The organism is Dactylosporangium sp. CA-139066 (assembly GCF_050936175.1).
In the GTDB taxonomy this organism is placed as follows: Bacteria; Actinomycetota; Actinomycetes; order Mycobacteriales; family Micromonosporaceae; genus Dactylosporangium.
Genome location: NZ_JBNJNH010000002.1, coordinates 1217143 through 1243507, shown reverse-complemented (window position 1 = coordinate 1243507; position 26365 = coordinate 1217143). Strand labels below are relative to the sequence as shown.

20 protein-coding genes are annotated in these 26365 nt (G+C 74.5%); 9 read left to right on the top strand and 11 right to left on the bottom strand.

The window, feature by feature from the left end:
- Positions 1 to 15: 15 nt before the first annotated feature.
- Both ACQEVU_RS50525 and ACQEVU_RS50520 read left to right on the top strand, forming a co-directional pair.
- Positions 16 to 1209 carry a molybdopterin molybdotransferase MoeA gene (locus tag ACQEVU_RS50525; protein ID WP_433337602.1) on the top strand — a complete coding sequence of 398 codons (1194 nt, stop codon included), beginning with the start codon at positions 16 to 18 and terminating at the stop codon, positions 1207 to 1209.
- On the top strand, positions 1206 to 1619 hold the full coding sequence (locus ACQEVU_RS50520; protein ID WP_433337600.1) for a molybdenum cofactor biosynthesis protein MoaE: 414 nt from the start codon (positions 1206 to 1208) through the stop codon (positions 1617 to 1619). The genes ACQEVU_RS50525 and ACQEVU_RS50520 overlap by 4 nt, the downstream gene beginning before the upstream one ends.
- On the opposite strand, the gene ACQEVU_RS50515 is transcribed toward ACQEVU_RS50520, so the two are convergent.
- Positions 1582 to 2103 carry a DoxX family protein gene (locus tag ACQEVU_RS50515; RefSeq protein WP_433337598.1) on the bottom strand — a complete coding sequence of 174 codons (522 nt, stop codon included), beginning with the start codon at positions 2101 to 2103 and terminating at the stop codon, positions 1582 to 1584. The genes ACQEVU_RS50520 and ACQEVU_RS50515 overlap by 38 nt on opposite strands.
- Positions 2104 to 2158: 55 nt before the next feature.
- On the opposite strand from ACQEVU_RS50515, the gene ACQEVU_RS50510 reads away from it, so the two are divergent.
- The 5 genes from ACQEVU_RS50510 to ACQEVU_RS50490 are packed head-to-tail and all read left to right on the top strand — an operon-like array spanning position 2159 to position 10153.
- Positions 2159 to 3508 (top strand): SWIM zinc finger family protein, encoded by a 1350-nt coding sequence (locus ACQEVU_RS50510; protein WP_433337596.1) that lies wholly within the window; start codon positions 2159 to 2161, stop codon positions 3506 to 3508.
- Positions 3505 to 5181 carry a DUF5691 domain-containing protein gene (locus ACQEVU_RS50505; protein ID WP_433337594.1) on the top strand — a complete coding sequence of 559 codons (1677 nt, stop codon included), beginning with the start codon at positions 3505 to 3507 and terminating at the stop codon, positions 5179 to 5181. Before ACQEVU_RS50510 ends, ACQEVU_RS50505 begins: the two co-directional genes overlap by 4 nt.
- On the top strand, positions 5178 to 6305 hold the full coding sequence (locus tag ACQEVU_RS50500) for an ATP-binding protein (RefSeq protein ID WP_433337592.1): 1128 nt from the start codon (positions 5178 to 5180) through the stop codon (positions 6303 to 6305). Before ACQEVU_RS50505 ends, ACQEVU_RS50500 begins: the two co-directional genes overlap by 4 nt.
- Positions 6295 to 8970, top strand: a complete 2676-nt coding sequence (locus ACQEVU_RS50495) for a DUF5682 family protein (RefSeq protein ID WP_433337590.1) — start codon at positions 6295 to 6297, stop codon at positions 8968 to 8970. Before ACQEVU_RS50500 ends, ACQEVU_RS50495 begins: the two co-directional genes overlap by 11 nt.
- On the top strand, positions 8963 to 10153 hold the full coding sequence (locus tag ACQEVU_RS50490) for a VWA domain-containing protein (protein ID WP_433337588.1): 1191 nt from the start codon (positions 8963 to 8965) through the stop codon (positions 10151 to 10153). Before ACQEVU_RS50495 ends, ACQEVU_RS50490 begins: the two co-directional genes overlap by 8 nt.
- A gap of 1 nt (position 10154) precedes the next feature.
- Here ACQEVU_RS50490 and ACQEVU_RS50485 read toward each other — a convergent pair whose 3' ends face one another.
- The 10 genes from ACQEVU_RS50485 to ACQEVU_RS50440 all read right to left on the bottom strand — a co-directional run bounded on the left by ACQEVU_RS50485 (position 10155) and on the right by ACQEVU_RS50440 (position 23587).
- Positions 10155 to 11363: an ATP-binding protein gene (locus ACQEVU_RS50485; RefSeq protein WP_433337586.1), complete on the bottom strand. Its 1209-nt coding sequence runs from the start codon at positions 11361 to 11363 to the stop codon at positions 10155 to 10157.
- Positions 11364 to 11622: 259 nt separating this feature from the next.
- Positions 11623 to 12543: an LppU/SCO3897 family protein gene (locus tag ACQEVU_RS50480; RefSeq protein ID WP_433337584.1), complete on the bottom strand. Its 921-nt coding sequence runs from the start codon at positions 12541 to 12543 to the stop codon at positions 11623 to 11625.
- A 115-nt stretch (positions 12544 to 12658) separates the two neighbouring features.
- Positions 12659 to 15883, bottom strand: a complete 3225-nt coding sequence (locus ACQEVU_RS50475) for a UvrD-helicase domain-containing protein (RefSeq protein ID WP_433337582.1) — start codon at positions 15881 to 15883, stop codon at positions 12659 to 12661.
- Between the two features lie 21 nt (positions 15884 to 15904).
- On the bottom strand, positions 15905 to 17242 hold the full coding sequence (locus tag ACQEVU_RS50470; RefSeq protein WP_433337580.1) for a metallophosphoesterase: 1338 nt from the start codon (positions 17240 to 17242) through the stop codon (positions 15905 to 15907).
- 4 nt (positions 17243 to 17246) lie between these two features.
- Positions 17247 to 17483, bottom strand: coding sequence for a MoaD/ThiS family protein (locus tag ACQEVU_RS50465; protein ID WP_433337578.1), 237 nt, complete (start codon positions 17481 to 17483; stop codon positions 17247 to 17249).
- 270 nt (positions 17484 to 17753) lie between these two features.
- On the bottom strand, positions 17754 to 18794 hold the full coding sequence (gene moaA, locus ACQEVU_RS50460; RefSeq protein ID WP_433337576.1) for a GTP 3',8-cyclase MoaA: 1041 nt from the start codon (positions 18792 to 18794) through the stop codon (positions 17754 to 17756).
- A gap of 33 nt (positions 18795 to 18827) precedes the next feature.
- Positions 18828 to 19688 (bottom strand): fructosamine kinase family protein, encoded by an 861-nt coding sequence (locus ACQEVU_RS50455; RefSeq protein WP_433337574.1) that lies wholly within the window; start codon positions 19686 to 19688, stop codon positions 18828 to 18830.
- Positions 19688 to 20140, bottom strand: a complete 453-nt coding sequence (locus ACQEVU_RS50450; RefSeq protein WP_433337572.1) for a hypothetical protein — start codon at positions 20138 to 20140, stop codon at positions 19688 to 19690. Before ACQEVU_RS50450 ends, ACQEVU_RS50455 begins: the two co-directional genes overlap by 1 nt.
- Positions 20112 to 21776 (bottom strand): GTPase, encoded by a 1665-nt coding sequence (locus ACQEVU_RS50445; protein WP_433337570.1) that lies wholly within the window; start codon positions 21774 to 21776, stop codon positions 20112 to 20114. Before ACQEVU_RS50445 ends, ACQEVU_RS50450 begins: the two co-directional genes overlap by 29 nt.
- Positions 21773 to 23587 carry an ABC transporter gene (locus ACQEVU_RS50440; RefSeq protein WP_433337568.1) on the bottom strand — a complete coding sequence of 605 codons (1815 nt, stop codon included), beginning with the start codon at positions 23585 to 23587 and terminating at the stop codon, positions 21773 to 21775. The genes ACQEVU_RS50445 and ACQEVU_RS50440 overlap by 4 nt, the downstream gene beginning before the upstream one ends.
- Before the next feature lie 226 nt (positions 23588 to 23813).
- Here ACQEVU_RS50440 and dnaK point away from each other — a divergent pair, with 226 nt between their 5' ends.
- Together dnaK and grpE are read left to right on the top strand one after the other, a co-directional pair.
- The gene (dnaK, locus tag ACQEVU_RS50435; protein WP_433337566.1) at positions 23814 to 25682 is read left to right on the top strand and encodes a molecular chaperone DnaK; all 1869 of its coding nucleotides are present in this window, start codon (positions 23814 to 23816) and stop codon (positions 25680 to 25682) included.
- Complete coding sequence (grpE, locus tag ACQEVU_RS50430) at positions 25679 to 26344, top strand: nucleotide exchange factor GrpE (protein ID WP_433337564.1); 666 nt, start codon at positions 25679 to 25681, stop codon at positions 26342 to 26344. Before dnaK ends, grpE begins: the two co-directional genes overlap by 4 nt.
- Positions 26345 to 26365 lie beyond the last annotated feature (21 nt).

Below are 26365 nucleotides of genomic sequence, written 5' to 3'. Positions count from 1 at the left end.
TCTAGGCTTTCCGGCGTGACGTTACCGATCGCGTGGGCCGCGGCCCGCGAGGCGGTGTTCGAGGCGGGCTCGGCGGCCGCGCCGGGCCCGGTGCCGGTCCCGCTCGTGGAATCCGACGGCCTCACGCTCGCCGAACCGCTGGTGACCCTGACCGACCTGCCGGCCTTCCCGACCTCGAGCGTCGACGGCTGGGCCGCCCGCGGCCCGGCACCGTGGCGGATCGTCGGGCGCGTCCTCGCCGGTGACACGGCGGTGCCGCTGGCCATGGACGGGACCTGCGTCGAGATCGCCACCGGCGGCATGGTCCCCGAGGGCACCACCGCGATCGTGCGGATCGAGGACTCGGTCACCACCGACGGCGCCGTCACCGGCGAGCCGCGCCAGGGCCGGATCCCCGACTGGCGGCGCCGCGGCGAGGAGGCCGCCGCCGGCGAGGAGCTCCTGCCCGCCGGCACGCCCGTCACGCCCGGCGTCATCGGGCTGGCCGCCTCGTGCGGGTACGACACCCTCAGCTGCCGCCCCGCGCCCCGCGCCGCCCTGCTGGTCTTCGGCGACGAGCTGCTCACCGCGGGCGTCCCCGGCGACGGCCGGGTCCGCGACGCGCTCGGGCCGGCGCTGCCGTCCTGGCTGCGCCGCGCCGGCACCGACGTCGTGCACACCCGCGGGCCCGTCGCCGACACCCTCGCCGACCACGTCGCCGCGCTGCGCGGCGCGATCGACGCCGGCGCCCAGGTCATCTGCACCACCGGCGGCACCATGCACGGGCCCGTCGACCACCTGCATCCGGCGCTGGCCGAGCTCGGGGCGCAGTACATCGTCAACACCGTCGCGGTCCGGCCCGGCTTCCCGATGCTCGTCGCCCGGCTGCCCGGTGGTCAGTTCGTGGCCGGCCTGCCCGGCAACCCGCAGTCCACGTTCGTCGCGCTGGTGTCGCTGGTGATGCCGCTGCTGGCCGGGCTGACCGGCCGCCCGATGCCCACGCTCGGCACCGTCACCCTCGGCGCCGACGTGCCCGGCCGTGGCGACTTCACCCACCTCGCGCTGGTCACGCTGGCCGACGGGCGGGCGCACCCGGTCGCGCACGTCGGCTCCTCGATGCTGCGCGGGCTGGCCAACTCGGTGGGGTTCGCGGTGATCCCGCCCGGGTCCGAGGGCCGCGCGGGCACGCAGGCCCAGCTGGTGCCGCTGCTGGACGGGGAGCGCTCGTGATCAGGACCACCGTGACCACCGAGCCGCTGGACGTGCGCGCGCACGAGCTCTTCGTCGAGCACCGCGCGGCCGGGGCCGTCGTGTCCTTCGCCGGCGTCGTGCGCGATCACGACGGCGGGCGGGGGGTGGTCGAGCTCGAGTACGAGGGGCACCCCAGCGCCGCCGACGTCCTCGCCGAGGTGGCCGCGGAGATCGCCGCCGACCCGGCGGTGCGCGGCCTGGCCGTGTCGCACCGGGTCGGCCGCCTGGAGATCGGCGATGTGGCGCTCGCCGCCGCCGTGTCGACCGCGCACCGGGCCGAGGCCTTCGCCCTCTGCGCGCGGCTGGTCGACGAGGTCAAGGCCCGGCTGCCCGTGTGGAAGCGTCAGGTGTTCACCGATGGCGAAGAGGAATGGGTGAACTGTCCTTGAGCTGATGCTTGAGGTGGCGGCGGGCGCGCCGCATCGTCTTCGCCGCGTGCCCGGCCCGCCAGCGCAGGTCCGGCCGGCCCTCGCGGTCGACCGCGGCCATGAGCAGGCCGCCGATCAGCCCCAGGTTCTTCATGAACTGGATCCTCTGCGCGGCGCGCTGCTGCGGGTCCTCGAGCTCCCAGAACGCGTGGCCGGCCAGCGTCGTGGGCACCAGCGAGCCGGCCAGCACCAGGGCCGCCGGCCGGGTGGCGTGCCCGGTCGCCAGCAGCACGCCGCCGGCCATCTGCGCGGCGCCGTTGATGCGCACCAGCGTTTCGGCCTCGGTCGGCAGGCTCGGGTGCACGGCCTTGATCGTCGGCTCCAGCCGGTCGGTGACCGCCCGCGCCCGGACGGCGAGCTTTGCCGGGTCGCGGAACGCGGCCCAGCCCTGGACCACGAAGATCGTGGCGAGCAGCGAACGGGCGACGGTGCGCACGGGTCTCATGACGGGAAACATACCCAGCGCGGAAATGTCGTACCCCCTCACTACGGTTAGCAGCATGGCCGAAACAACGACGGTCACCGCGGTCTGGACCACCGACCAGGTGATGGCGCTGGCACCCGACTCGTCCGCCCAGCGGGCGGCGCGCGGGCTCGCCGGCGATCGCGCCTGGCTGGAGACCGGGTTGAGCGCCGGCGACGACATCGACCCGACCCTGTGGGGCCTCTGCCAGGGCAGCGGCGCCACGCCGTATCAGACCGCGGTCGACCTGACCGAGCCCGCGTTCAAGTGCACCTGCCCCAGCCGGAAGCTCCCCTGCAAGCACGCCCTGGCCCTGCTCCTGCGCTGGTCCTCCGGCTCGGTCCTTGAGGCCGTCGCGCCCTCGTGGGCGAGCGCCTGGCAGGCCTCGCGAGCCGCGCGCGCCAATCGCGCCGCCGCCGCGCCGCCCTCCCAAGATCCTTCACCCCGCAGCGGTACTGCGGGACGCGCCGCCCCCAGCGAAAAGACCCAGGCCCGTCGCGCCGACCGGATCTCGGCCGGCCTCGAGGAGCTGGACCGCTGGCTCGCCGACCAGGCGCGCTCCGGCCTCGCCGGCACCGGCCGCGACGCCGCCTCGTGGGACACGATGATCGCCCGGCTCGTCGACGCCCAGGCGGCCAGCGCCGCCGGCATCCTGCGCCGCACCGCCGCGGCCATGGGCTCCCCCGAGCGCCTGCTGGGCGAGCTCGCCCGCCTGCACCTGCTCGTCGGCGGCTACCGGCGCCTGGCCGAGCTGCCCGAGGACCTCGCCGCCAGCGTCCGCATGCGCGTCGGCGTCCCCATCGCCACCGAGCAGGTCCTCGCCGGCCCCGCCGTCCGCGACCGCTGGCAGGTCCACGGCGTCCGCGACGAGATCGAGGACCAGCTGACCGTGCGCCGGGCCTGGCTGCGCGGCGCCGCCTCGGGCCGCCCGCTGATCATCCTGTCGTTCGCCGTCGCCGGGCAGTCCCTGCCGATCGACCTCCTGCCCGGCACCGAGCTCGACGCCGACGTCTGCCTCTACCCCGGCGGCCAGCCGGAGCGCGCCCTCATCGCCAAGCGCCACGCCCCGCCCGAGCGCATGCACAGCGTCGCCGGCGCGACCGGCATCGAGCCCAACCTGCAGTCCCACGCCGAGGCGCTGGCCGGCGACCCCTGGCTGGACTACTGGCCGATGGTCCTCGACGCCGTCTGCCCGGTCCGCGAGGGCAACGCCTGGCTCCTCGCCGACTCCGCCGGCAACGCCCTGCCGCTGGACCCGGCGGTCGGCGAGCCCTGGCGCCTGGTCGCCGTGACCGCGGGCCGCTTCGCCACGGTGACCGGCGAGTGGTCGGCGGCTGGGCTGCGGCCGCTCGGCGTGTGGTCCGACGACCGGCTGGTGCGCCTGTGACCCCGCCGCGCCGCACCTCGCTTCCCGGCAGCCCGCCGCCGTCCGTGTTCGCGTCACCCGAGGAAGGGCCGGACGCCGTGGGCGACGCCCGCACGCCGGGTTCGGACGGTTCCGCAGCTCGCCGGTCCGGCGGGGCGGCGCTGCCCGACTGGGGTGACGTGCTCGCGACCGCACTGGTCGGGACGCAGCGGCGCACCCTGCCCCCGGACGTCGGGGCGCCGGGCGAGGACCCGGCCGAGGCGCTGCTGGACGCCGCGGGGGCGTTGACGCTGTATCGGCGGGCGGGGTTCCGGGCGCGCTCCGGGCTCGTCGTGCCGCCGGCCGCGCCGGACGACTCCGACATCCCGCTCGTGTCCTGGTCTTCGGCGGCCCGGGCGGCGGACCTGCTCGCCGTGGACGCGGCCGGCTACGGGACGAGCAACGCCGTGCCGGTGCGCGATGCCGACGGGCGGCTCGAGCTGCTGGCCGAGTGGCTGGGGGCCATCGGGCACCGGCGGGTGCCGGGCGAGCTGCTGCCGGCGCTGCTGGAGATCGGGCGGCGGCATCGGGCGCTGCGGGGGCTGATCGCCGCCGCCGGCGGGCCCCGCGCGGTGTGGCTGGCGGGGCAGCGGGCCGACTGGGGCTACCTGGGGGCCGCCGCCGTGGAGGCGCCGGCCGACGACCGGCAGGGCTGGGAGCTCGGGTCCATCGGGCGGCGGGTCGGCATCCTGACCGCGGTGCGCCGCGGCGGGGCCGAGGGGGAGCAGCGCGGGCGCGACATGCTCACCGCGGTCTGGGCCACCGAGACGCCCGACGACCGGGCCGCGCTGCTCGGTGCGCTGGCCACCGGGCTGTCCGCGGCCGACGAGCCGCTGCTGGAGACCGCGCTGGACGATCGGCGCAAGGAGGTACGGCTCGCGGCGCTGGACCTACTGGCGCTGCTGCCCGACAGTGCCTACGCGCGGCGCATGATCGAGCGGGCGACGCAGTGCGTGCGGGTCGTCGACGGGCGGATCCGGGTGGTGCCGCCGACCGCCTGCGACAAGGCGATGCGCCGCGACGGGATCGTGCCGCGGCCGCCGGCCGGGGTCGGGGAGCGGGCCTGGTGGCTCGAGGAGCTGCTGACCCGGACGCCGCTGCGGGTGTGGGGCGAGCCCGACGAGTTCCTGGCGCTGCCCGTGACCGACGAGTGGGCGGCGGTGCTGCGCCGCGGCCTGGCCCGGGCGGCCGCCGGCCAGCGGGAGCCGGGGTGGGCCACCGCGCTCACCGGGCGGCTCACCGAGGAGGTCGCCGCCGGCGGGCGCCCCGATGACCGGCTGCTGCTCGAGGCCCTCTACGACGCGCTCCCCTCCGACGCGCTCGCCGCCATCGCCGTCGAGGTGCTGCGCCGGGGCCTGGTCGGCGCGGCCGCGGTCGGGGTCGAGCACGTGCTGGAGCTCTGCCCGCGGCCGTGGCCGCCGCCGCTGGTCGAGGCCGTGTTCGCCGCGCTCGACGACCTCGGCGGCCGGCGCGCCGCCGGTTGGCGGCTGGCCGGGCTGTGCGAGCTCGCCGCGCTGCGCCTGCCGGCCGGCATGGCGGCCCGGGCCACGGCGCTGGCCGCCGGGCTGCCCTCCGACGACCCGATGTCCTCCATCGTCGGCCGCTTCGCCGACACCCTCCGGTTTCGCCACGACATGCTCGAGGAGCTCGCGTGACCACTGTTGATGTCACAGCCGCACAGGGAGCGACGGCCTCCGTCGCCGAGACCGTGCAGCGGCGGCACGCCGAGGACGAGTTCGCCGCGGAGCTCGTGGCGCTCGCCGCGAGCGATGAACGGCCCCGGCCGCCGGGGTGGCGGCTGTCGCCGTCGGCGGTGGTGACCTACCTGCTCGGCGGCGAGGCGGCGGACGGGACCGTGATCGTGCCGAAGTACGTCGGGCCGCGGCGGCTGATCGAGGTCGCGGTCGCCACGCTCGCCACGGATCGGGCGCTGCTGCTGCTCGGCGTGCCCGGGACCGCGAAGACCTGGGTGTCCGAGCACCTCGCCGCGGCGATCAGCGGCGACTCGACGCTGCTGGTGCAGGGCACGGCGGGCACGCCGGAGGAGGCGATCCGATACGGCTGGAACTATGCGCGCCTGCTGGCCGAGGGGCCGAGCCGGGCCGCGCTGGTCCCGAGCCCGGTGCTGCGGGCGATGGCCGACGGGCGGATCGCGCGCATCGAGGAGCTGACGCGCGTGCCCTCCGACGTGCAGGACACGCTGATCACGATCCTGTCGGAGAAGACGCTGCCGGTGCCGGAGCTGGGCGAGGAGGTGCAGGCGCGCAAGGGCTTCAACGTGATCGCCACCGCCAACGACCGGGACCGCGGGGTCAACGAGCTGTCCTCGGCGCTGCGGCGGCGGTTCAACACGGTGGTGCTGCCCGTGCCGGCCGGCGTGGAGGAGGAGGTCGACATCGTCGCCCGGCGGGTCGCGGCGCTCGGGCGGGCGCTCGAGCTGCCCGAGCTGCCGGCCGCCGTGGACGAGATCCGGCGGGTCGTCACCGTGTTCCGCGAGCTGCGCAACGGCGTCACCGAGGACGGGCGGACCAAGCTCAAGTCGCCGAGCGGCACGCTGTCCACGGCAGAGGCGATCTCGGTGGTCACCAACGGCATGGCGCTCGCCGCGCACTTCGGCGACGGGGTCCTGCGGGCCGGCGACGTCGCCGCGGGCATCCTCGGCGCCGTGGTCAAGGACCCGGTGTCCGACCAGGTCGTGTGGCAGGAGTACTTGGAGACGGTGGTGCGCGAGCGCGAAGGCTGGCGCGACTTCTACCGAGCGGCCCGCCGTGGCGAGTGAGCCGCTGCTGCTCGGCGTGCGCCACCACGGGCCGGGCTCGGCGCGCGCGGTGCGCCGGGCGCTGGCCGCGTTCCAGCCCGAGGTCGTGCTGATCGAGGGGCCGCCCGAGGCCGACGCGCTCGTGCCCTACGCCGGGGACGAGGACATGCGCGCCCCGGTCGCGCTGCTGGCGTATCCGGCCGACCACCCCGACCCGAAGCTGCGGGCGTCGTTCTGGCCGCTGGCCGAGTTCTCGCCCGAGTGGCAGGCGATCCGGTGGGCGGTGGCGCGCGAGGTGCCGGTGCGGTTCATCGACATGCCCGCGTCGGTGCGCCTGGCGGCTACCGCGGCGGCGGCCAACGCCGGCGGCCCGGGAGCCAACGGTCCGGAAGCCGGCGCCCCGGAGGCCAGCGCCCCGGAGGCCAGCGCCCCGGAGGCCAGCGCCCCGGAGGCCAGCGGCGCGGAGGGCGGCGGCGCGGAGGGCGGCGGCGCGGGGGGCGGCGGCGCGGAGGGCGGCGGCGCGGAAGGTGAGGGCCCGGACGCGGAGGATGATCGCGCGGCCGAAGCCGTGCGGATCGATCCGATCGGGGCGCTCGCGGAGGCGGCCGGATACGACGACCCGGAGCGCTGGTGGGAGGACGTCGTCGAGCACCGGTTCGACCACCCCCTCCGGCCCTCTGGGTCGCCGTCGTCCGGCGACACGTGGTCGGGCGTGTCCGGCGGCGCGCGGTCCGATGCGCCCCGTGACGGGCGGGCCGCCGAGGGGGCGAGCGCCGCGGCGGAGGCGAGCGCCGCGGCGGAGGCGAGCGCCGCGGTGGGGGCGAGCGCCGCGGTGGGGGCGAGCGCCGCGGTGGGGGCGATGGGCGGGGTCGGGCTGTTCGCGGTCGAGCCCGACATCGACGAGGCGGAGCTGCGGGCCGCGGCGGCGCCGTTCGAGGCGATCGCCGAGGCCATGGGGGTCGTGCGGGCGAGCGCGCCCCGGCCGCCGGAGGCGGAGCGGGTCGATGAGGAGCGGCGCGAGGCGTACATGCGCATCGGGCTCCGGGCGGCGCTGAAGGAGTTCGGGCGGGTCGCCGTGGTGTGCGGGGCCTGGCACGTGCCGGCGCTGACCGCGCCGCTGCCGAGCGCCTCGGCGGACGCCGCGACCGTGCGGGGGCTGCCCAAGATCAAGGTGCAGATGACGTGGGTGCCGTGGACGCATGCGCGGCTGGCGTCGTGGCAGGGGTACGGGGCGGGGGTGCGGTCGCCGGGGTGGTATCACCACCTGTTCACGTCCGTGGACGCGCACGTGATCGAGCGGTGGCTGGTGCGCGCGGCGGGGGTGCTGCGCAAGGACGGCGTGCCCGTGTCGAGCGCGCACGTGATCGAGGCGACGCGGCTCGCCGACGCGCTGGCGACCATGCGCGGGCGGCCGCTCGCGGGGCTGGCCGAGGTGACCGACGCCGCGCACGCGGTGCTGTGCGACGGGGATGACCTGCGGCTGGCGCTGATCAACCGGCGGCTGGTCGTGGGGGATCGGCTGGGGCGGGTACCAGATCAGACGCCCGGTGTGCCGATCGCCAAGGACGTGGCCGGGAGCCAGCGGCGGCTGCGGCTGCCGCCCCGGGTCGAGCGCCGGGAGCTGCGGCTGGACCTGCGGCAGCCGTTCGATTTGGATCGCAGCCGGCTGCTGCACCGGCTGCGGCTGCTCGGCGTCGAGTGGGGCAAGGTGCTGGCCGCGGCCAAGGGCAAGGGGACGTTCCGCGAGGAGTGGGAGATCGCCTGGCAGCCCGAGTTCGCGGTGGACCTGGTGGAGGCGGGGGCGTACGGGACGACGGTCCTCGAGGCGGCCACCGCCCGGGTCGCCGAGCAGGCCGCGGCCGCGAAGACGCTGGCCGACGTGACCGCGCTGGTCGAGCGGTGCCTGCTGGCCGACCTGCCCGACGCGCTGCCGGGGGTGCTGGACGCGCTGGACGAGCGGATGGCGCTGGACGCGGACGTGGCGCACCTGATGGAGGCGCTGCCGGCGCTGGCGCGGACGCTGCGGTACGGCGACGTGCGCGGCACCGACCTGACCGCGCTGCGCGACGTCACGCTCGGCACGATCACGCGCATCTGCGTGGGGCTGCCGGCGGCGGTCGGCGGGCTCGACGACAGCGCCGCCGCGGTGATGCGGGACCGGATCGACGGGGTGCAGGCGGCGCTGGCGCTGGTCGACGACGCCGAGGCCCAGGAGCGCTGGCAGGGCGTGCTGGCCGGGCTGTCGACCCGGGACGACCTGCACGGGCTGCTGACCGGCCGGATGAACCGGCTGCTGCTGGACGCGGGCGCGGTCGACGCGGACGAGATCGGCGCCCGGATGGCGCTGGTGCTCACGGTCGGCGTGCCGGTGGCCCGCACGGCCGCGTGGATCGAGGGGTTCCTGGCCGGCGACGGGCTGCTCCTGGTGCACGACGAACGGCTGCTGGCGCTGGTCGACGCGTGGCTGACGGGCATTCCCGGCGACGCGTTCCTCGAGGTGCTGCCGCTGCTGCGGCGCACGTTCAGCGGGTATCCGGCGCCCCAGCGGCGCATGATCGGCGAGCGGGCGGCCCACATCGGCACCGGGCGCCCGGGCGCCGGCGAGGACGACGAGGTCGACCCGGCCCGCGGCGCGCTGCTGCTGCCGGTGGCGGCGCGGCTGCTGGGAAGGGAGCTTCATGTCTGAGCAGGCCGACGATGCGGGCGACGAGCGGCTCCGGCGGTGGCGGCTCGCGCTCGGCGGGGCGCCGGGGGCGGAGGGGACCGGCTACGGGCTGAGCGGCACCGACGCGGCGGTCGACGCCGCGCTGGGGGCGCTCTACGACAGCGGCGGGGAGGGCACGCCGACGCAGCGCGGCGCGGGGCTCGGGGCCTCGGCGCCGCGGGTGGCGCGGTGGCTGGGCGACATCCGGCAGTACTTCCCCTCGACGGTCGTGCAGGTCATGCAGGCCGACGCGATCGAGCGGCTCAACCTCACCCGCCTGCTGCTCGAGCCGGAGATGCTCGACGCCGTCGAGCCCGACGTGCACCTCGTCGGGACGCTGCTGTCGCTCAACCGGGTCATGCCGGACAAGAGCAAGCGGGCCGCGCGCAAGGTGGTGGCGCGGGTCGTGGCCGAGCTCGAGCGGCGGATCACGCAGCCGACGCGCACCGCGCTCAGCGGGGCGCTCAACCGGGCGGCGCGGATCAACCGGCCGCGGCACCACGACATCGACTGGCACCGGACGATCCGGGCCAACCTGAAGCACTACCAGGTGCAGCAGCGCACGATCGTGCCGGAGCGGCTGGTCGGGTACGGGCGGCGGGCCCAGGCCGTGCAGCGCGACATCGTGCTGTGCGTGGACCAGTCGGGGTCGATGGCGGCGTCGGTCGTCTACTCGGGGGTGTTCGCCGCGGTCCTCGCCTCGATGCGCTCGCTGAAGACGTCGCTGGTCGTGTTCGACACCGCGGTCGTGGACCTCACCGACCGGCTCAGCGATCCCGTCGACGTGCTGTTCGGGACGCAGCTGGGCGGGGGCACCGACATCAACCGGGCCATCGCGTACGGGCAGCAGCTCATCACGCGGCCGCGGGACACGATCTTCGTGCTGATCAGCGACCTGTACGAGGGCGGCGTGCGCGAGGAGATGCTGCGGCGGATCGCGGCGATGACAGCGGCCGGGGTGCAGGTCATCACGCTGCTGGCACTGTCGGACGAGGGCGCGCCGGACTACGACCGCGAGAACGCCGCCGCGCTGGCCGCGCTGGGGGTGCCGGCCTTCGCGTGCACGCCGGACGTGTTCCCGGAGCTGATGGCGGCCGCGATCGAGCACCGCGACCTGCGCGGCATCGTGGAACGGGCGGCGGCCGAGGCGAAGAAGGGGGCGTAGGTCACTCGGCCGGCTGGGTGCGCAGATACCGGGCGAAGTGGGGCACCGTGAACGCGACCGTGCCCCGCTCGCCCGAGTAGATCAGGCCCTTCTTGATCAGGGCGTCGCGCGCCGGGGAGAGGCTGGCCGGGCGGCGGCCCAGCGTCTTGGCGATCTCCGAGGTGGCGACCGCCTCCGAGACGTCGACGGCGGGCAGCAACGCGGCCATCGTGCGCATGTACTCGCGCTCGGCCGGCGTCGCGCGCTCGTAGCGCGAGCCGAAGAACCCGACCGCGAGCTCCGCCTCGGCCTCGGGGGCGGCGACGCGCACGTCGGCGGCGGTGATCGGCGAGCGCGGGGCGTGGTCCCAGGTGGCCTTGCCGTAGGCCTGGACGAAGTACGGGTACCCGCCGGACGCCTCGTAAAGGGCGTCGAGGGCCTTCGGCTCGTACTCGACCTCCTCCCGCTCGGCCGGCGCCGTGAGCGCCAGGTCGGCCGCGATCCGGTCGAGGCGGTCGATGCGCTGGTAGCGGAAGAGGCGCTCCGAGTACGACTTGGAGGCGGACAGCAGCGCCGGGACGTGGGGCAGGCCGGCGCCCACGACGATGAGCGGCGCGCCCGTCTGCGACAGCTCGTGGCAGGCCGCGCACAGCGCCGAGATGTCGTCGGCCGCCAGGTCCTGCAGCTCGTCGATGAACAGGGCGACCCCGGTGCCGACGTCCGTGGCCACGCTCGCGGCGTCGGTGAACAGCTCGACCAGGTCGATCTCGATGTCGCCCGAGTCGGCCCGGCCGGTCGCCGCCGGCACGTCGATGCCGGGCTGCCACCGGTCGCGCAGCTTCGACGGCGGCTTGCGCGGGTCCTCACGCAGCGCGAACGCCTTGAGCACCCCGAGGAACTCGTCGATGCGGTCCGGGGCGCGGTGGTGCGGCGCCAGCTCGCGGATCGCCATGTGCAGGGCGGCGGAGACCGGGCGGCGCAGCGGCTGGTCGGGGCGGGCCTCGATCTTGCCGGTGCCCCACAGGTGCGAGATGGCCTCGGAGCGCAGCGTGTTGAGCAGCACGGTCTTGCCGACGCCCCGCAGGCCGGTGAGCATGAGCGAACGCTCGGGCCGGCCGCGCGCGATCCGCTCCAGCACCACCTCGAAGGCGTGCAGCTCACGGTCGCGACCGGCGAGCTCGGGCGGGCGCTGCCCGGCGCCGGGCGCGTAAGGGTTGCGAACCGGATCCACGAATCGCACAGTATCGGGCTTTCTAGCGCGCAGGCTAGAACCCCGTAGAGGAAGCTCTACGGCGTGTCGTCGTGGTCCATCTACGGCTTTCTAGGGTGCACACAAGAAAGCCTTATAAGGCGCCATCGAATACTACCGAACACGCGTTCGATGGCGGGCTCGAACTAATGTACTACACCCCGTTCGGGGACCCGTGCAAGGGGGTCGGTAAAAACACAACGGCCCGGGCAGGCGCCCGGGCCGTGCGAGGTGACCGTGCTCAGCTGTGCAGCTTGAGGCAGAGCACGAAGTCCTGGGAGTCGTTCTGGCTGTCGAAGAAGTAGTCGTGGGTGTACCCCTGCGTGCCCTTGCACTTGGTGGTGTCCTTGGTCGACGGGATGCGCTTGAGCACCTCGTACGCCCCCGGGGCACAGTCCGTCTTCTGCATCTGGGGCTTGTCGTCGGAGCCGACGTTCTTCAGGCACTCGCCGACCTTGACCGTTGCCGCGTCGCCGGCCTGGATGCCGGTGCCGCTCGGCTTGGTCGAGGGGTTGCCGTTCGGCGCGCCCGAGGCGTTGCCGGCCGGCGCCGAGGCGCCCTTGCTGCCGCTGCCGCCGGGCGAGGCCGCCGGGGTGTCCTTCTTGTCCTTCGACACGAAGTAGTAGACGCCGGCGCCGGCGCCGCCGAGCAGCAGCAGAACCAGGATGCCGACCAGCACCGCCGCCCCGCCGGAGCGCTTCTTCTTCGGCGGCTCGGACGGCGCGCCGCCCCACGGGGGCTCGTCGTTGTAGCCGGGCGGCTCGTCGTCATACGGCCGGTAGCCGCCGGTCTGCTGGTAGGTGCGGTCGTCGCCGTAGCCGCCCCCGCCGCGCCGGTCGTCGTAGCCGGGGCCGCCGCCGTAGCCGCCCCCGCCGCCCTGGCCGTAGCCCTGGTCGGGGTAGCCACCCTGGTTGCCGTAGCCCTGGTTGCCGTAGCCGCCGCCCTGGCCGCCGTAGCCGCCCCCGCCGCCCTGGCCGTAGCCTCCGCCGCCCTGGCCGCCGCCGTAGCCCCCGCCCTGGCCGCCGCCCTGATACGGGTCCTGCTGGCCCCATGAGGGCTGGCCGGAGTCCGGTTGGCCATAGGGGTCCTGCTGACCGCCTTGCTGCCATGGGTCCTGAGGTTGACCCCGGTACGGTCCGCCCGGCGGTCCGTAACCCGACATGATGTCCTCCTGGTCCTCGGCCGGTGGTCGGCGTGGTGAGCCTATCGGCGTCAATGCAGCTACGGTAGCTCCACCCCGCCCCCCCTTGGCCTCACGGATCCACGCCAATCCGGGTTCAGATCAGCCGAAGTTGCCGGTCCTTCGGTTTGCGCGGAGCGGCCGGGCCGCGGCGTTCCAGCAGGCCCGGATCGATCGCGGTGAGGAACGGCGACGGCGCCATCTCGCGCTCCGAGCCGTGCCGGAACCGGTTCCGGCTGTGAGAGACAAATAGCCGATCCTGGGCCCGGGTCAGCCCGACGAAGAACAGCCGGCGCTCCTCGGCGACGTCGTCCTCGGACTGCCGGGCGCCGGCGTAGGCGCGCAGCGGCAGCAGCCCGTCCTCGACGCCGACCAGGAACACGACCGGGAACTCGAGGCCCTTCGAGGCGTGCAGCGTGAGCAGGTTCACCCGGTCCGCGCGCGGGTCCCAGCCGTCGACCTCCGCGCCGGTGGCCAGCGCGCCGAGGAACTCGTCCAGGTCGGACTGGGCGCGCAGGGCGAGCGGGGTCATCAGGTCGACCGCGTTCCAGACGTCGGCCTCGCTCAGGCCGATCACGTCGCTGTCCAGCTGGCCGCAGCGGCCGGCGACGACCTGGCCGGCCAGGCGCACCCGGGCCGCGATCGAGCCGCCGAGGCCGAGGGCGCTGCGCAGCTCGCGGGCGATCGCGGCGACGCCGGGGCGGTCGAGCAGCCGGTCGTGCGAGCGCTTCTGCACCGGCACGCCGGCGCGGCTCAGCGCGTCGACGATCGGGGCGGCCTGGGCGTCGGTGCGGTACAGCACCGCGATGTCGGAGAACGACATGGCGCCGACGGCCGCGCGGGAGTCGACCCGCCCGTCGTGGGAGCGATGGGACAGGCCGCCGACCAGCTCGTCGATGGTCCGCACGACGAAGTCGGCCTCGTCGGCGACGGAGGCGGCCGGGTACAGCCCGACCATCGGCGCCTCGAGGTCCAGTCGCGCCGGGTCGAGGCGGCGGCCCGGCACCAGCGTCGTCGGGGCGATCGCCTGCACCGCGGCGGCCAGGATCGGCGCCGACGAGCGGTAGTTGCGGGTCAGCCGCACGACCCGGGCGTCGACCTCCGGCGTGGAGAAGTCGCCGGTGAAGCGCAGGAAGAAGGAGACCTCGGCGCCGCGGAACGCGTAGATGGCCTGGTCGGGGTCGCCGATCGCGCACAGGTTGCCGCCCGGCGGGCAGAGCAGGCGCAGCAGCTCGTACTGCACCGGGTCGACATCCTGATACTCGTCCACGAAGATCCACTGCCAGCGCGCCCGGTAGCGCTCGACCAGCGCCGGCGTCTCGCTCAGCAGCTGCACCGTCAGCGTGAGCAGCTCGTCCAGCGACACCAGGTCGCGCGCCCGCAGCGCCTTGGTCAGCGACTCCTTCGTCGCCGGCTCCATCGCGGCGAGCGCCTTACGCGCCTCGCGCTCCGGCAGCGGCTCGAGCGCGGCCAGCAGGTCCGCCTCCTCGGCGATGCGGAACTGCGGCGTCAGCCCGACCGCGGCGGCGTTCTCGCGCAGGATCGACAGGCCCAGCGCGTGGAACGTGGAGACCGTCACCGCCTCGGTCACCGGCCCGAGCAGCACCTCGAGCCGCTCCCGCAGCTCCTCCGCGGCCCGCCGCGTGAACGTGATCGCCAGGCACTCCTCGGGAAACACGTCGAGCTCGGCGCACAGGTAGGCGATGCGGTGCGTCAGCGTCCGGGTCTTGCCGGTGCCCGGCCCGGCGACGATCAGCAGCGGCCCGCCGGGCGCGGAGGCGGCCACCCGCTGCAGCGCGTCGAGCCGGTCGAGCAGGCCGGTCCCGACCTCCTCCATGCCGGCGAGCATGGGCTCGAGCGGCTCGTGGGGTGAGGGCGGGGGCGCGATGGGCGGAGGCGGGGGCGCCGCCTCGGCGGGCTGGGCCCGGCGCCGTCGTGCCTGCGGTTTCGGGGCCGCTTCCGCTTTGCGCTGCTTGGGAAGAGCCGGCATCGGTACCTCGAACAGCACGTCCTCCTGCACACTCCCCCGCAGCTCGGAGGGCTCGAACAGGCGGATCACGCCGTACTCGCCGTCGTACCCGGGCGTGCGCTGCACCTGGCCCCGGCGCAGCCGCGCGATGCCCTCGCCCAGCAGCTCCCCGCCGGCCCGGGCGACGTCCTCGACGGGCACGTCGCGCAGGATCGACAGCTCCGGCCCGAGCTCGGCCACCAGCGCCGCGAGCTTCTCGTCGACCGTCTTCGACTTCGGCCCGACCCCGTTGATCTCGCCCAGGATCTCGTGCAGCTGGATGAGGTGGGTGACCCCCGGCGCCCCCGGCGGCGTGTAGCCCTCGGGCCGGTCGGCCAGCTCCTCGACGCGGTGCAGCACGCCGACGGTGAGCGGCTTGCCGCACTCGGGGCAGCGCCCCTGCGCCTCGCGGGTGCGCGCGGGCGGCCAGTTCACGTCGCACGCGCGGTGGCCGTCGGCGTGGTACTTGCCCTCCTCGGGAAAGAACTCCAGCGTGCCGACCAGCCCGTCGCCGGTGCGCAGCATGTCGCGGACGCCGGTGTACGACAGGTCGCCCCGCAGCACCGTGGCCTCCCGGGCCAGCGCGGGCGCGGAGTGCGCGTCGGAGTTGGACACCAGGCGGTACTTGTCCAGCGACGACACCCGCCAGTTCATCTCCGGGTCGGAGGACAGCCCGGTCTCCACGGCGAAGATGTGCTCGGCCAGGTCGGCGTAGCAGTCGGCGATCGCGTCGAAGCCCGACTTCGAGCCGAGCGCGGAGAACCACGGCGTCCAGATGTGGGCCGGCACCAGGAACCCGTCCGGGCTCGCCTCGAGCGTGATCTCGAGCAGGTCGCGGGAGTCCAGCCCCAGAATCGGCCGCCCGTCGGAGCCGAGGTTCCCGATGCGCCCGAGCGCCGTGTTGAAGCGGCCGACCGCGTCGAAGTCCGGCTGGTAAATCAGGTGGTGCACCTTGCGGGTACGGTCGCCGCGCTTGTAGATCGTGGAAATCTCCACCGAGAGCATGAACCGCACGGCCTGGTCGGCCACGCCGAGCCGGGCCGGCAGCCGGCGCAGGATGTCGGCCTCGCGGTCGGGGTGCAGCCGGTAGAGCCCCGGCTCGGCCGGGACCAGCGCCTCGCGCAGGTGGTCGTGCCACGCCGGGTGGGTGAAGTCGCCGGTGCCCAGCAGGGCGATGCCCTTGCGCCGCGCCCACCAGGTGAGCGTCTCGATGCTGAGGTCGCGACTGCACGCCCGGGAGTACCGCGAGTGGATGTGCAGGTCCGCGACGAACGAGTCGGGGGCGACGTTCGTGGGCACGCTGCATCCTGCCACAGGCGCCCCAGGTGACGCCGGTTACGCGCCGTGAAGCTCGACTATCGATATGTCCGGCGGCGCCCCGAAGCGGACGGGCGGCCCCCAGAACCCGGCACCGCGCGTGACGTACACCGGCATGCCGTCGACCTTGCCCAGCCCCGCGACGACGGGCTGCTGCAGTCCGACGAGCAGGTTGAACGGGACCATCTGCCCGCCGTGCGTGTGCCCCGACAGCTGCAGGTCGACGCCGTGTTTCGCCGCCTCGCGGGCCTGGACCGGCTGGTGCGCGAGCAGCACGACGGGCCGGCCGGCGTCGCGCCCGTCGAGCGCCTTGCCGTAGTCGGGCCCGTCGCCGGCGCTCGCCCCGGTCGCGTCGTTGACCCCGGCGAGGTCGAGCCCGAGGATCTCCACCCGCTCGTTGCGCAGCACCCGCACCCCGAGCGAGTTGACCTCGTCGACCCACTCCCGCCAGCCGGAGAAGTACTCGTGGTTGCCGGTCACGAAGAAGCTGCCATGCTTGGCGCGCAGGTCCTGCAGCGGCTCGGCCGCCGCCCCGAGCTCGGCCACGCTGCCGTCGACGAGATCCCCGACCACGGCCACGAGATCGGCGTCGACCCCGTTGATCATCCGCACGATCCGCTCGGTGTGCGCCCGCCCGAGCAGCGGCCCGAGGTGGATGTCGGACACGACCGCGATGCGGAACCCGTCCATGCTCGCCGGCAGCTTGCCCAGCCGGATGGGGACGCGCTTGAGTTCGGGCGCGCCCAGCGCCTGGTACGCCCCGATGCCCACGGCACTCGCCGACAGCACCCCGGCGGTGACGGCGAGCGAGCGCCCGAGCAGCAGCCGCCGCGAAGCGTCGAACCCGTCCGCCGCGGCCGGCGACGGCGCCTCGCTGGCCAGCGCGGTCTCGCCGAGGGCGGCGCTGCGCGCGGAATTCGCGGCAGGTGCGGCGTCTCCCGAAGGTGCGGCGTTTGCGGAAATGTCCCCCGCTCCGCGAGGGACATTTCCGACATTTCCGTCGTCGGGAGAAAAGTCCGAACCGGCGGTCTCGCTGGGCGCGGGCGAACCGGCGCGGCGCTGCCAGAGGCGGATCGCCAGGCGCGGGATCTCCAGGAGCAGCAGCGTCACGAGCAGGTAGAACATCACCGCCAGCCACAGGAAGCCGGGCCACGCCACCAGCGGCTGCCGGGAGTGCGGCAGCGTCCGCGACAGGGCCAGCGTCGCCGGGATGACCAGGGCCAGCAGCACCGCGACGACCGTGCCGATCCGGCGCGCGCGACGGGTACGGGTGGTGTCCTTGACGAGGCGTTTCCAGAGGTACCAGTGGATGGCGCCCACCAGGACCAGCACCACCGCGAGCAGGGCGAAGATCACCGGCTCAGCCGCCCGCGAAGGGGGGCAGCACGTCGACCGTGGCGGTGTGCGGAAGAGCGGCCTCGCGGTCCCGCCACGAGGCGCCGTCAACCAGGAAGGAGCAGGCGGTGAGGACGGGCGCCAGGCGCGGGCGGTCGGCGGTGATCGCGGCGATCAGGTCGCCCAGCGTCGCCGCCTCGACCTTCTCCTCGGGCAGTCCGGCGGCCGCGCGGGCCCCGGCGAAGTAGCGGACCAGCAGCACTGAGCGGTCAGCCTCCGATCACGGTGAACGTCGCGGGTCGCCAGCCAGGCCGGCGGCCCGCGGTGCGGGTCGGCAGGAGGGCGCGGCGCGGGTGAGACACGGCGCCAGCCTCCCATCGCGGGGCGGGGGTCGGCGGAAGGGCGCGGCGCGGATGAGACACGGCGTCAGCCTCCGATCGCGGTGAACAGCGCCGCAGCGGGGGTCGGCAGGTGGGACACGGCGTCAGCTTCCGATTGGGGTGAACAGCGCCGCGGCGAGTGGGACACGGCGTCAGCCTCCGATCGCGGACATCGGGCGAGCCGGCTGCAGGAAGCGCGGATCGTCGATGCCGTGCCCGGCCGGCTTGGCCCACATCGCCTTGCGCCACAGGTCGGCGAGCTCCTCATCCGTCGCGCCGGAGCGGAGCGCGCCGCGCAGGTCGGTCTCGTCCTGGCTGAACAGGCAGGAGCGAATGGCGCCGTCAGCGGTCAGGCGGGTGCGGTCGCACGCGCCGCAGAACGGGCTCGACACGCTCGCGATGACGCCGACCTTGGCCGGGCCGCCGCCGACGCCGGTGTGGCCCTCGACCAGCCAGGTCTCGGCGGGGGCGCCGCCGCGGGCGTCCGGATCGGGGAGCAGCGAGTAGGCCGAGCGGAGGCGGGACAGGATGTCGGCGCCGGTCACCATCTCCTCGCGCCGCCACGTGTGGCCGGCGTCGAGGGGCATCTGCTCGATGAAGCGCAGCTCGTACCCGCGCTCGAGCGCGAAGCGCAGCAGCTCGACGGGCTCGTCGTCGTTGACGCCGCGCAGGAGTACCGCATTCATCTTCACCGGCACCAGGCCGGCGTCGGCGGCGGCGGCCAGGCCGGCGATCACGTCGGCGTGGCGGTCGCGGCGGGTGAGCTCCTTGAACCGGGCCGGGTCGGTGGTGTCGAGCGAGACGTTGACCCGGTCCAGGCCGGCGGCGGCCAGCGGGGCGGCGAGGCGGGCCAGGCCGATGCCGTTGGTGGTGAGCATCATGCGCGGGCGGCGGGGCAGTCCGGCGACGGCGCGGACGATCTCGGTGAGGCCCCGGCGCACCAGCGGCTCGCCGCCGGTGAAGCGGACGTCGGTGATGCCGAGCCGGCGCACGGCGATGTCGATGAGGCGCACGACCTCGGCGTCGGTGAGCAGCGACGGGTTGGGCAGCCAGTCGAGGCCCTCGGCGGGCATGCAGTACGTGCAGCGCAGGTTGCACCGGTCGGTGAGCGAGACCCTCAGGTCGGTCGCCACGCGTCCATGCCGGTCGGCCAGTCCGGCCCCCGGAGGCTCGAGCGGAGCCGAATGGGTCATGGTTCGAACCGTACCCGAAATCGCATTCGCGACTCAGAGCGCACGAAGCAGGGATCGTACCGAGTCGCGGTACTGGGCGCCGAACAGGGCGGTATGGACCAGCATGAGGTACAGCCGGTGCAGCGCCCTTCGCTCCTCCCACCCGTCGGCGAGCGGCCATTCCTCCTGGTAGGCGGAGAGCAGCCGATCGTAATGCGGCGTCGCGCCCCACAGTCCGAGCAGCGCCAGATCGGTCTCGCGGTGCCCGCCGTGCGCGGCCGGGTCGACGAGCCAGCCCCGGCCGTGGCGGTCCCACAGCACGTTGCCGGGCCAGAGGTCGCCGTGGATGCGCGATGGGGGTTCGTCCCCGCCGTACGAGTCGATGTGCTCCGTCACCCGTTCGACCTCGGCGATGTCGTCGGTGGTGAGCGCCTCGGTCGAGGCCAGCAGGAACGGCCGCAGCCGGAACCGCGCGAACCACTGGCCCCACGGCAGCGACGAAGGTTCGTTGGGCAGGGGGAGCGTGCCGATGTACCCCGGCCAGGGCGCCCCGAACGCCTCCGCGCCCGAGCGGTGCAGCCGGGCCAGCCCGCGGCCGAGATCCTCCGCGCCCGCCGGGGTCGCCTCGCCGTGGTCGATCCACTCCAGGGCCAGCATGTCGGGCAGCTCGGCATAGATTTCCGGTACGGCAACCGCTCCCGCCGCGCGCAGCCAGCGCAGGCCGGCGGCCTCGGCGGCGAAGAAGCCCTCGGGCGGGTCGGCGAGCGACTTGGCGAACACCGAGCCGCCGTCGTCGAGCGTGAGCCGCTGGGCGGTGCAGATCGACCCGCCCGGCACCGGCGTTTCACGGATCCGCTGGTGCTTGATGAAGACGGGGAGCTGGGCGGGGTGCTCCCGCAGGTAGTGCAGGTCCATCAGCCAGTCTTCTCCAGGTGGTGGGTCGCGGCCAGGGCCGGCGGGGCGAGCGCGCCGGCAACCAGGCTCAACAGGCTCAGCACCCGATCGGTGGTGCCCATGTGCCCGGCGTGCAGCGCGTGGTATCCGAAGTGCAGCGTCCCGAAGAGCGCGGTCGCGAGGCCGGCCAGCCAGCTCACTTCGGGGCGGTCGGCGATCGCGGCGCCGGCGAACAGCAGCGCCAGCGTCAGCATGGTTGCGCCCAGATCGACGGTGAGATGTTGGTTGTACGGCGGGTAGCTCGCCGTCCAGTGCAGCCCGAACCCGGGGAACGTGGCGAAGAAGTGCGCGGGCGCGACGACGGCCCAGGCTCCCCACCCGAGGTTGACCAGTCCGAGCCCGGCGAAACCGAGCCGGCGCACCGGCCGGGCGAACCGGGTGATCCTAGGCGGAGGCGGCGGCGAGGGCTTCACGCGCGTCATCGTACGAGCGCAGCACCTCCTGCACCGGCGTGACGATGTGCGTGTTGGCCACGCCGGCGATCGACTCGCGCAGGCGGCGCTCGGCGCGGGCCCGGGCGTGGCGGGCGGCGATCGCGACGAAGGGGCGGACCACGACCGCGAGCAGCAGGCCGAAGAGCAGGCCGCCGCCCAGGAGCACGGTGGCCAGCGGTATGCCGGCCCCGACCGTCGGGCCCTCGACGTTGGGCAGGCCGAGCAGCGCGAACAGCGCCCGCACGGCCAGCCAGGCCAGGCCGCCGAGCGCGGCCGCGGCGCCGAGCCACTGCAGGGCACCGACCAGGCGCCACCACGCCGGCTTGTGGTCGACGCCCAGGTCGGCCGAGGCGACGGCGACGTCGAGCGCGTCGGGCACGTCGTCGACCCGCGAGCGCGACGCGACGGCGACGGCGGCCGGCCACGGCTCGGGCAGGCCCGCCGACGCGACCGCGGCGACCTCGCGGGAGGCGAGGGCGACGGCGGCCTTCTGCGCCGCGGTGGACTCCGGCAGGGAGGAGGCTTCGGGGCGCGCGACCGGGCCGGCCTGCAGGTGCAGCCGGCGCAGCGGGTCGGGGCGCAGGCGGCGGGCCCAGCGCAGCAGCGGCCAGCCCAGCGTGCCGGTGGCCCGGTGCCGGTAGCTGCGCTCGGTCGCCTCCGCCACGATCGGGGCGCCCGCCGCGTCGCCGAGTGCGCGGGCGAGGTTGTTGACTGCTTCCCGCGGTACCGTCGCGGAGGTTTTGGAGCTTGAAGTCACCAGTGGCCGCAGGTCCGCGACCGCCTGGGTGATGTCGCCGTTGAGGCGCACCAGCGCGGCCGCCCGGGCCGCCACGGCGCGCTCGAGGCCGCTGCGCAGGGTGGCCAGGCCGGGCTGGCCCTTCGCCGAGGTCGGGAACACGGGCACGCCGCCGAGGCCGTCGGCTTCGAGCAGGCGGCGCAGGTCGGCCACGAGCCGCTCGGAGTCCGCGCGGCTGAGCCGGTCGGCCTGGTTGAGCACGACCACGGTGACGTCGCGGTGGCGCTGGAACTGGGCGAGGTACCGCTGGTGGACCACGCGGTCGGCGTACTTCTGCGGGTCGAGCACCCAGATCACGAGGTCGACCAGGCGCAGCAGGCGGTCGACCTCGAGGCGGTGCCGGGCCTCGATCGAGTCGAAGTCGGGCAGGTCGAGCAGGACCAGCCCGCGCAGGGCCGCCTCGTCCTCGCCGTCCAGCGCGCTCTCGCGGGTGAAGCGCCGGTTGGGCGGCACGCCGAGCCAGTCCAGCAGCGGCGTGGCGCCGGCCTGGCCCCAGACGCAGGCGTGCGCGACGCCGGTCGTGGGCCGGCGCACCCCGACGCGGGAGAGCTGAAAGCCGGCCAGCGCGTTGAAGAGGCTGGACTTGCCGCTGCCGGTCGCGCCGGCCAGCGCGACGACGGTGTGCGCGCGGGAGAGCGCGAGCCGCTCGCCGGCGCGGTCGATCACGGTGCGGGGCGTCACCAGCCGGTCCTCGGGCACGTGGCCCTCGGCCGCGGCGACGAACCGGCGCAGCGCCTCGGCCCGGGTGTTGAGCAGGTCCGCGTCGATCGGGCGGGGCTGCCGCGGTACCACCTGTTTGATCCGCTCCACCAGACTCATTCGTCAACCTCGGGCCGCGCGTTGTGGATGGCGACGCTCAGGGCCCGCAGGCGCGGCGACAGCTCCTCGTCGACCCCGGCGCCGGCGAGCGCGGCGCGGAAACGGCCGGCCTCGGCGTCGAACAGCGCGGCGACCCGCTCGGTCAGCGCGCGCCGGGCCCGCTCGGCCAGCGAGCGCACGGCCTGGTCGCCGAAGATCGCCTCGAGCACCTTCTGGGCCGCGATCGTGGTGCCGCCGGCGACCGCGATCTCGGCGCCGGTCGGGATGAACGCGGTGGAGGCGAAGACGCCGACCATGACCAGCAGGCCGGTCGCGTTGACCGCATAGGCGCTGGCCTTGGCGACCACGCGCCGGTCGCCGGCCTCGGTGCGCACCAGCTCCAGCACCGAGCGCTGCCAGTCGCGGATGAGCCGGTCGATGCGCTCGTCGAGGTCGTCGGAGGGGTGGACCAGGCCGGGGGCAGCGTCCAGCAGGGCGGCGCCGGCCGGGTGGGCCCGCCAGGCGGTGCCGGCCCGCTCCGCGGCGTCGGTGGCGGAGCCCTTGAGCAGCACCGCCAGCCCGGATCCGATGGCCTGCTGGAACTGCTCGCCGGGCGCCGGGCGGCCGGTGAACGCGGCCACCGCGCGGTCGCGCAGCTTGCCGACGCGGGCCTGCAGGGCGCGCATGATGTCGCCGGTGCCGACGAGCTCCTGCCAGCGGGCGAGCACCTCGCCGCGCAGCAGCGCGCCGTCGTGGATGCCCTTGTCGACCGACTCGGTGGCCGCCCGGTAGGAGACGTGGACCGCCTCGCCGAGCGCCCTGGCCGCCGTGACCTGCTCGTCGGCGGCCGCGGCCAGGATCACGACGTCGACGGTGAGCGCGTCGATCGCGCCGCCGACGGTCTGGCGCACGACCGCGGCCCGGGCCTCGGCGTCGCGGGCGAGCCGGCCCAGCCAGTCGCTCAGCGGCGCGATCTGGTTCTCGCCCAGCAGGCCCTGGCTGTCCAGGCGGGTCTCGGGCAGCACGAACAGCGGCACGCCGCCGAGGTCGTGGTCGCGCAGCATCTGGGTCAGGTGCGGGCCGATCTCGTCGGCCGCGCCGCTGGGCACCCGGTCGAGCACGAGCGCGACGGCGGTGCCCCGGTTGCGGGCGGTCTGCAGCAGCGTCCACGGCACGGCGTCGGCGTAGCGCGAGGCGGTGGTGACGAACAGCCAGAGGTCGGCGGCGGCCAGCAGCTGCCCGGCCAGCTGGCGGTTGGCGTCCACGACCGAGTCGATGTCGGGCGCGTCGAGCAGCGCCAGCCCGGGCGACAGCGCCGGGGCGGAGACGACCTGCAGTGACCGCGGGTCGGTGCTCGGCCCGGTCGTGCGGGTCAGCGACGGCAGCAGGTTGGCCCGGGAGAACCAGGCCATGTCGGCCGGGTGGCAGACCAGGACCGGGGCCCGGGTGGTCGGGCGCAGCACCCCGGCGGGGCTGATCGGCGTGCGGACCAGGCTGTTGACCAGCGTGGACTTGCCGGCGCCGGTCGAGCCGCCGACCACCACGAGCAGCGGCGCGTCGAGCCGCTCCAGCCGCGGCAGCAGATAGTCGTCGAGCTGGGCGACCATGGCGCCGGCCACGGTGCCGGCCCGCTCGGCGCTGGGCAGCGGCAGGGCGAACCGGGTGTCCCGGACGGTGTCGCGCAGGTCCACCAGGGCGCCGGCCAGCGGCTGGTCCGGTTGGCGCTGGGCTACGACAGGATGAATGCGCTGTGGACGACCGGCCGACGCGCCATCCCCCGAAGGGGTTGGAGCCGTCGACCGGGCGTCCACCGACTCGCCCTGTGTGGTCACGGGTAAAGCGTGCCCGATGCGGCTCGTCAGCGCTACGGAATGCGCGTGACCATCGATGCGACGGAGTGCAATCACACGTGGGAATCACCCGGGCCCGGATGGAGTTGCGTCATACAGGCTCAAGGTTCCACTTGACGATCGAGCGTTGCGTGGCACTATTGAGTGACAGTCACTCAACTTCGCGGCCGGCGGCCAACGCCGACTGCCCCATGGAGGTCAAGCAGCTATGGCACGTGCGGTCGGCATCGACCTCGGAACCACCAACTCGGTGGTCAGTGTCCTGGAGGGCGGCGAGCCCAGCGTCATCGCCAACGCCGAAGGTGCGCGCACGACGCCCTCGATCGTCGCGTTCGCCCGCAACGGCGAGGTCCTTGTCGGTGAGGTCGCCAAGCGGCAGGCCGTCACCAACCCGGACCGGACCATCCGCTCCGTCAAGCGGGAGATGGGCACCAACTGGGCCATCGACATCGACGGTAAGAAGTACACCCCGCAGGAGATCTCGGCGCGGGTCCTGATGAAGCTCAAGCGCGACGCCGAGGCCTACCTGGGCGAGCAGATCACCGACGCGGTCATCACCGTGCCGGCATACTTCAACGACGCGCAGCGCACCGCCACCAAGGAGGCCGGCGAGATCGCCGGGTTCAACGTGCTGCGCATCGTCAACGAGCCCACCGCGGCCGCCCTGGCGTACGGGCTCGACAAGGGCTCCAAGGAGCAGACCGTCCTGGTCTTCGACCTCGGCGGCGGCACCTTCGACGTCTCCGTCCTGGAGCTGGCCGAGGGCGTCGTGGAGGTCAAGTCGACCTCCGGCGACAACCACCTCGGCGGCGACGACTGGGACGAGCGGGTCATCGACCACCTGGTCAAGACGTTCCGCGGCCAGCACGGCATCGACCTGTCGGCCGACAAGATGGCCATGCAGCGACTGCGCGAGGCGGCCGAGAAGGCCAAGATCGAGCTGTCCGCCGCGACCACGACGTCGATCAACCTGCCGTACATCACGGCCGGCCCCGACGGCCCGCTGCACCTCGACACCCAGCTGTCGCGCTCGGAGTTCCAGCGGATGACGCAGGACCTGCTCGACCGCACCAAGGTGCCGTTCGAGTCGGCCATCAAGGACGCCGGCATCAACGTGTCGAAGCTTGACCACGTCATCCTCGTCGGCGGCTCGACCCGTATGCCGGCCGTGACCGACCTGGTCAAGCAGCTCACCGGCAAGGAGCCCAACAAGGGCGTCAACCCGGACGAGGTCGTCGCCGTCGGCGCCGCCCTGCAGGCCGGCGTGCTCAAGGGCGAGGTCAAGGACGTCCTGCTACTCGATGTCACCCCGCTGTCGCTGGGCATCGAGACCAAGGGCGGCATCATGCACAAGCTGGTCGAGCGCAACACGACCATCCCGACCAAGCGCTCCGAGGTGTACACCACCGCGGACGACAACCAGCCCTCCGTGCTCATCCAGGTCTTCCAGGGCGAGCGGGAGATGGCGGCGTACAACAAGCGCCTCGGCACCTTCGAGCTGACCGGCATCCCGCCGGCGCCGCGTGGCGTGCCGCAGATCGAGGTCACCTTCGACATCGACGCCAACGGCATCGTGCACGTGTCCGCCAAGGACCTGGGCACCGGCAAGGAGCAGTCGATGACGATCACCGGCGGCTCGGCGCTGCCGAAGGACGACATCGAGCGGATGATGCGCGACGCGCAGGACCACGCCGACGAGGACAAGCGCCGCCGCGAGGAGGCCGAGACCCGCAACCTCGCCGAGGCCCTGCAGTGGCAGACCGAGAAGTTCCTGGCCGAGAGCGGCGACAAGATCCCGGCCGACTCCCGCGAGCAGATGAACGAGGCGCTGGGCGACCTGCGCAGCGCGCTCGGTGGCAACGACACCGAGCGGATCAAGGCGGCTCACGAGAAGCTCGCCCAGGTCTCGCAGCAGGCCGGCAGCGCGCTGTACGAGCAGCAGCGCCAGCAGGCGGCCGGTGACGCCGGTGGCGCCACGGGCGCGGCGGGCGGCGCGGGCACCGGCGCGAACCCCGGCGGCAACGGGCCGGAGGACGTCGTCGACGCCGAGATCATCGACGAGGACAACAAGAAGTGACGGATGCTCAGGAGCCGGCCGCGCCGGAGGCGCCCGAGGCCGAGGCCGTCGAAGCGGTCGAGGAGACCGACGTGACGGCCGAGGCCACTGCGGAGCCGGAAGAAGAGAAGCCGGTCGAGGGCGAGATCGTGGACGAGGAGTTCACGGTCCACGCCCCGGCCGCCGGCGAAGGACCAAACCAGGCGGCGGCGCAGGGTACGACCGACGACGCGCACCAGCACGGGCTGGGCGCGGAGCTGGCGGCCCTGCGCACCGACCTCGACGAGCGCACGCGGGACCTGCAGCGGGTCACCGCCGAGTACGCCAACTACCGCAAGCGGGTCGACCGCGACCGGGCGCTGGTCGTCGAGCAGGCCAGCGCCAACGTGCTGGGCGCGCTGCTGCCGATCCTCGACGACCTCGACCGGGCGCGCGAGCACGGCGACCTGGTCGGGCCGTTCGGGTCGGTGGCGGAGCAGCTCAACGCCGCGCTGACCAAGTTCGGGCTGACCGTGTTCGGGGCCAAGGGCGACCCGTTCGACCCGACCGTCCACGAGGCGGTGGCCCACCTGACCTCGGCCGAGGTCACCGAGCCGACGTGCATCGACGTGATGCGCCGCGGCTACCTCCTCGGCGAGCGGCTACTGCGACCGGCGCTGGTCGCGGTCGCCGACCCGGAGTAGACGAACGCCTGGAGGAGGTGG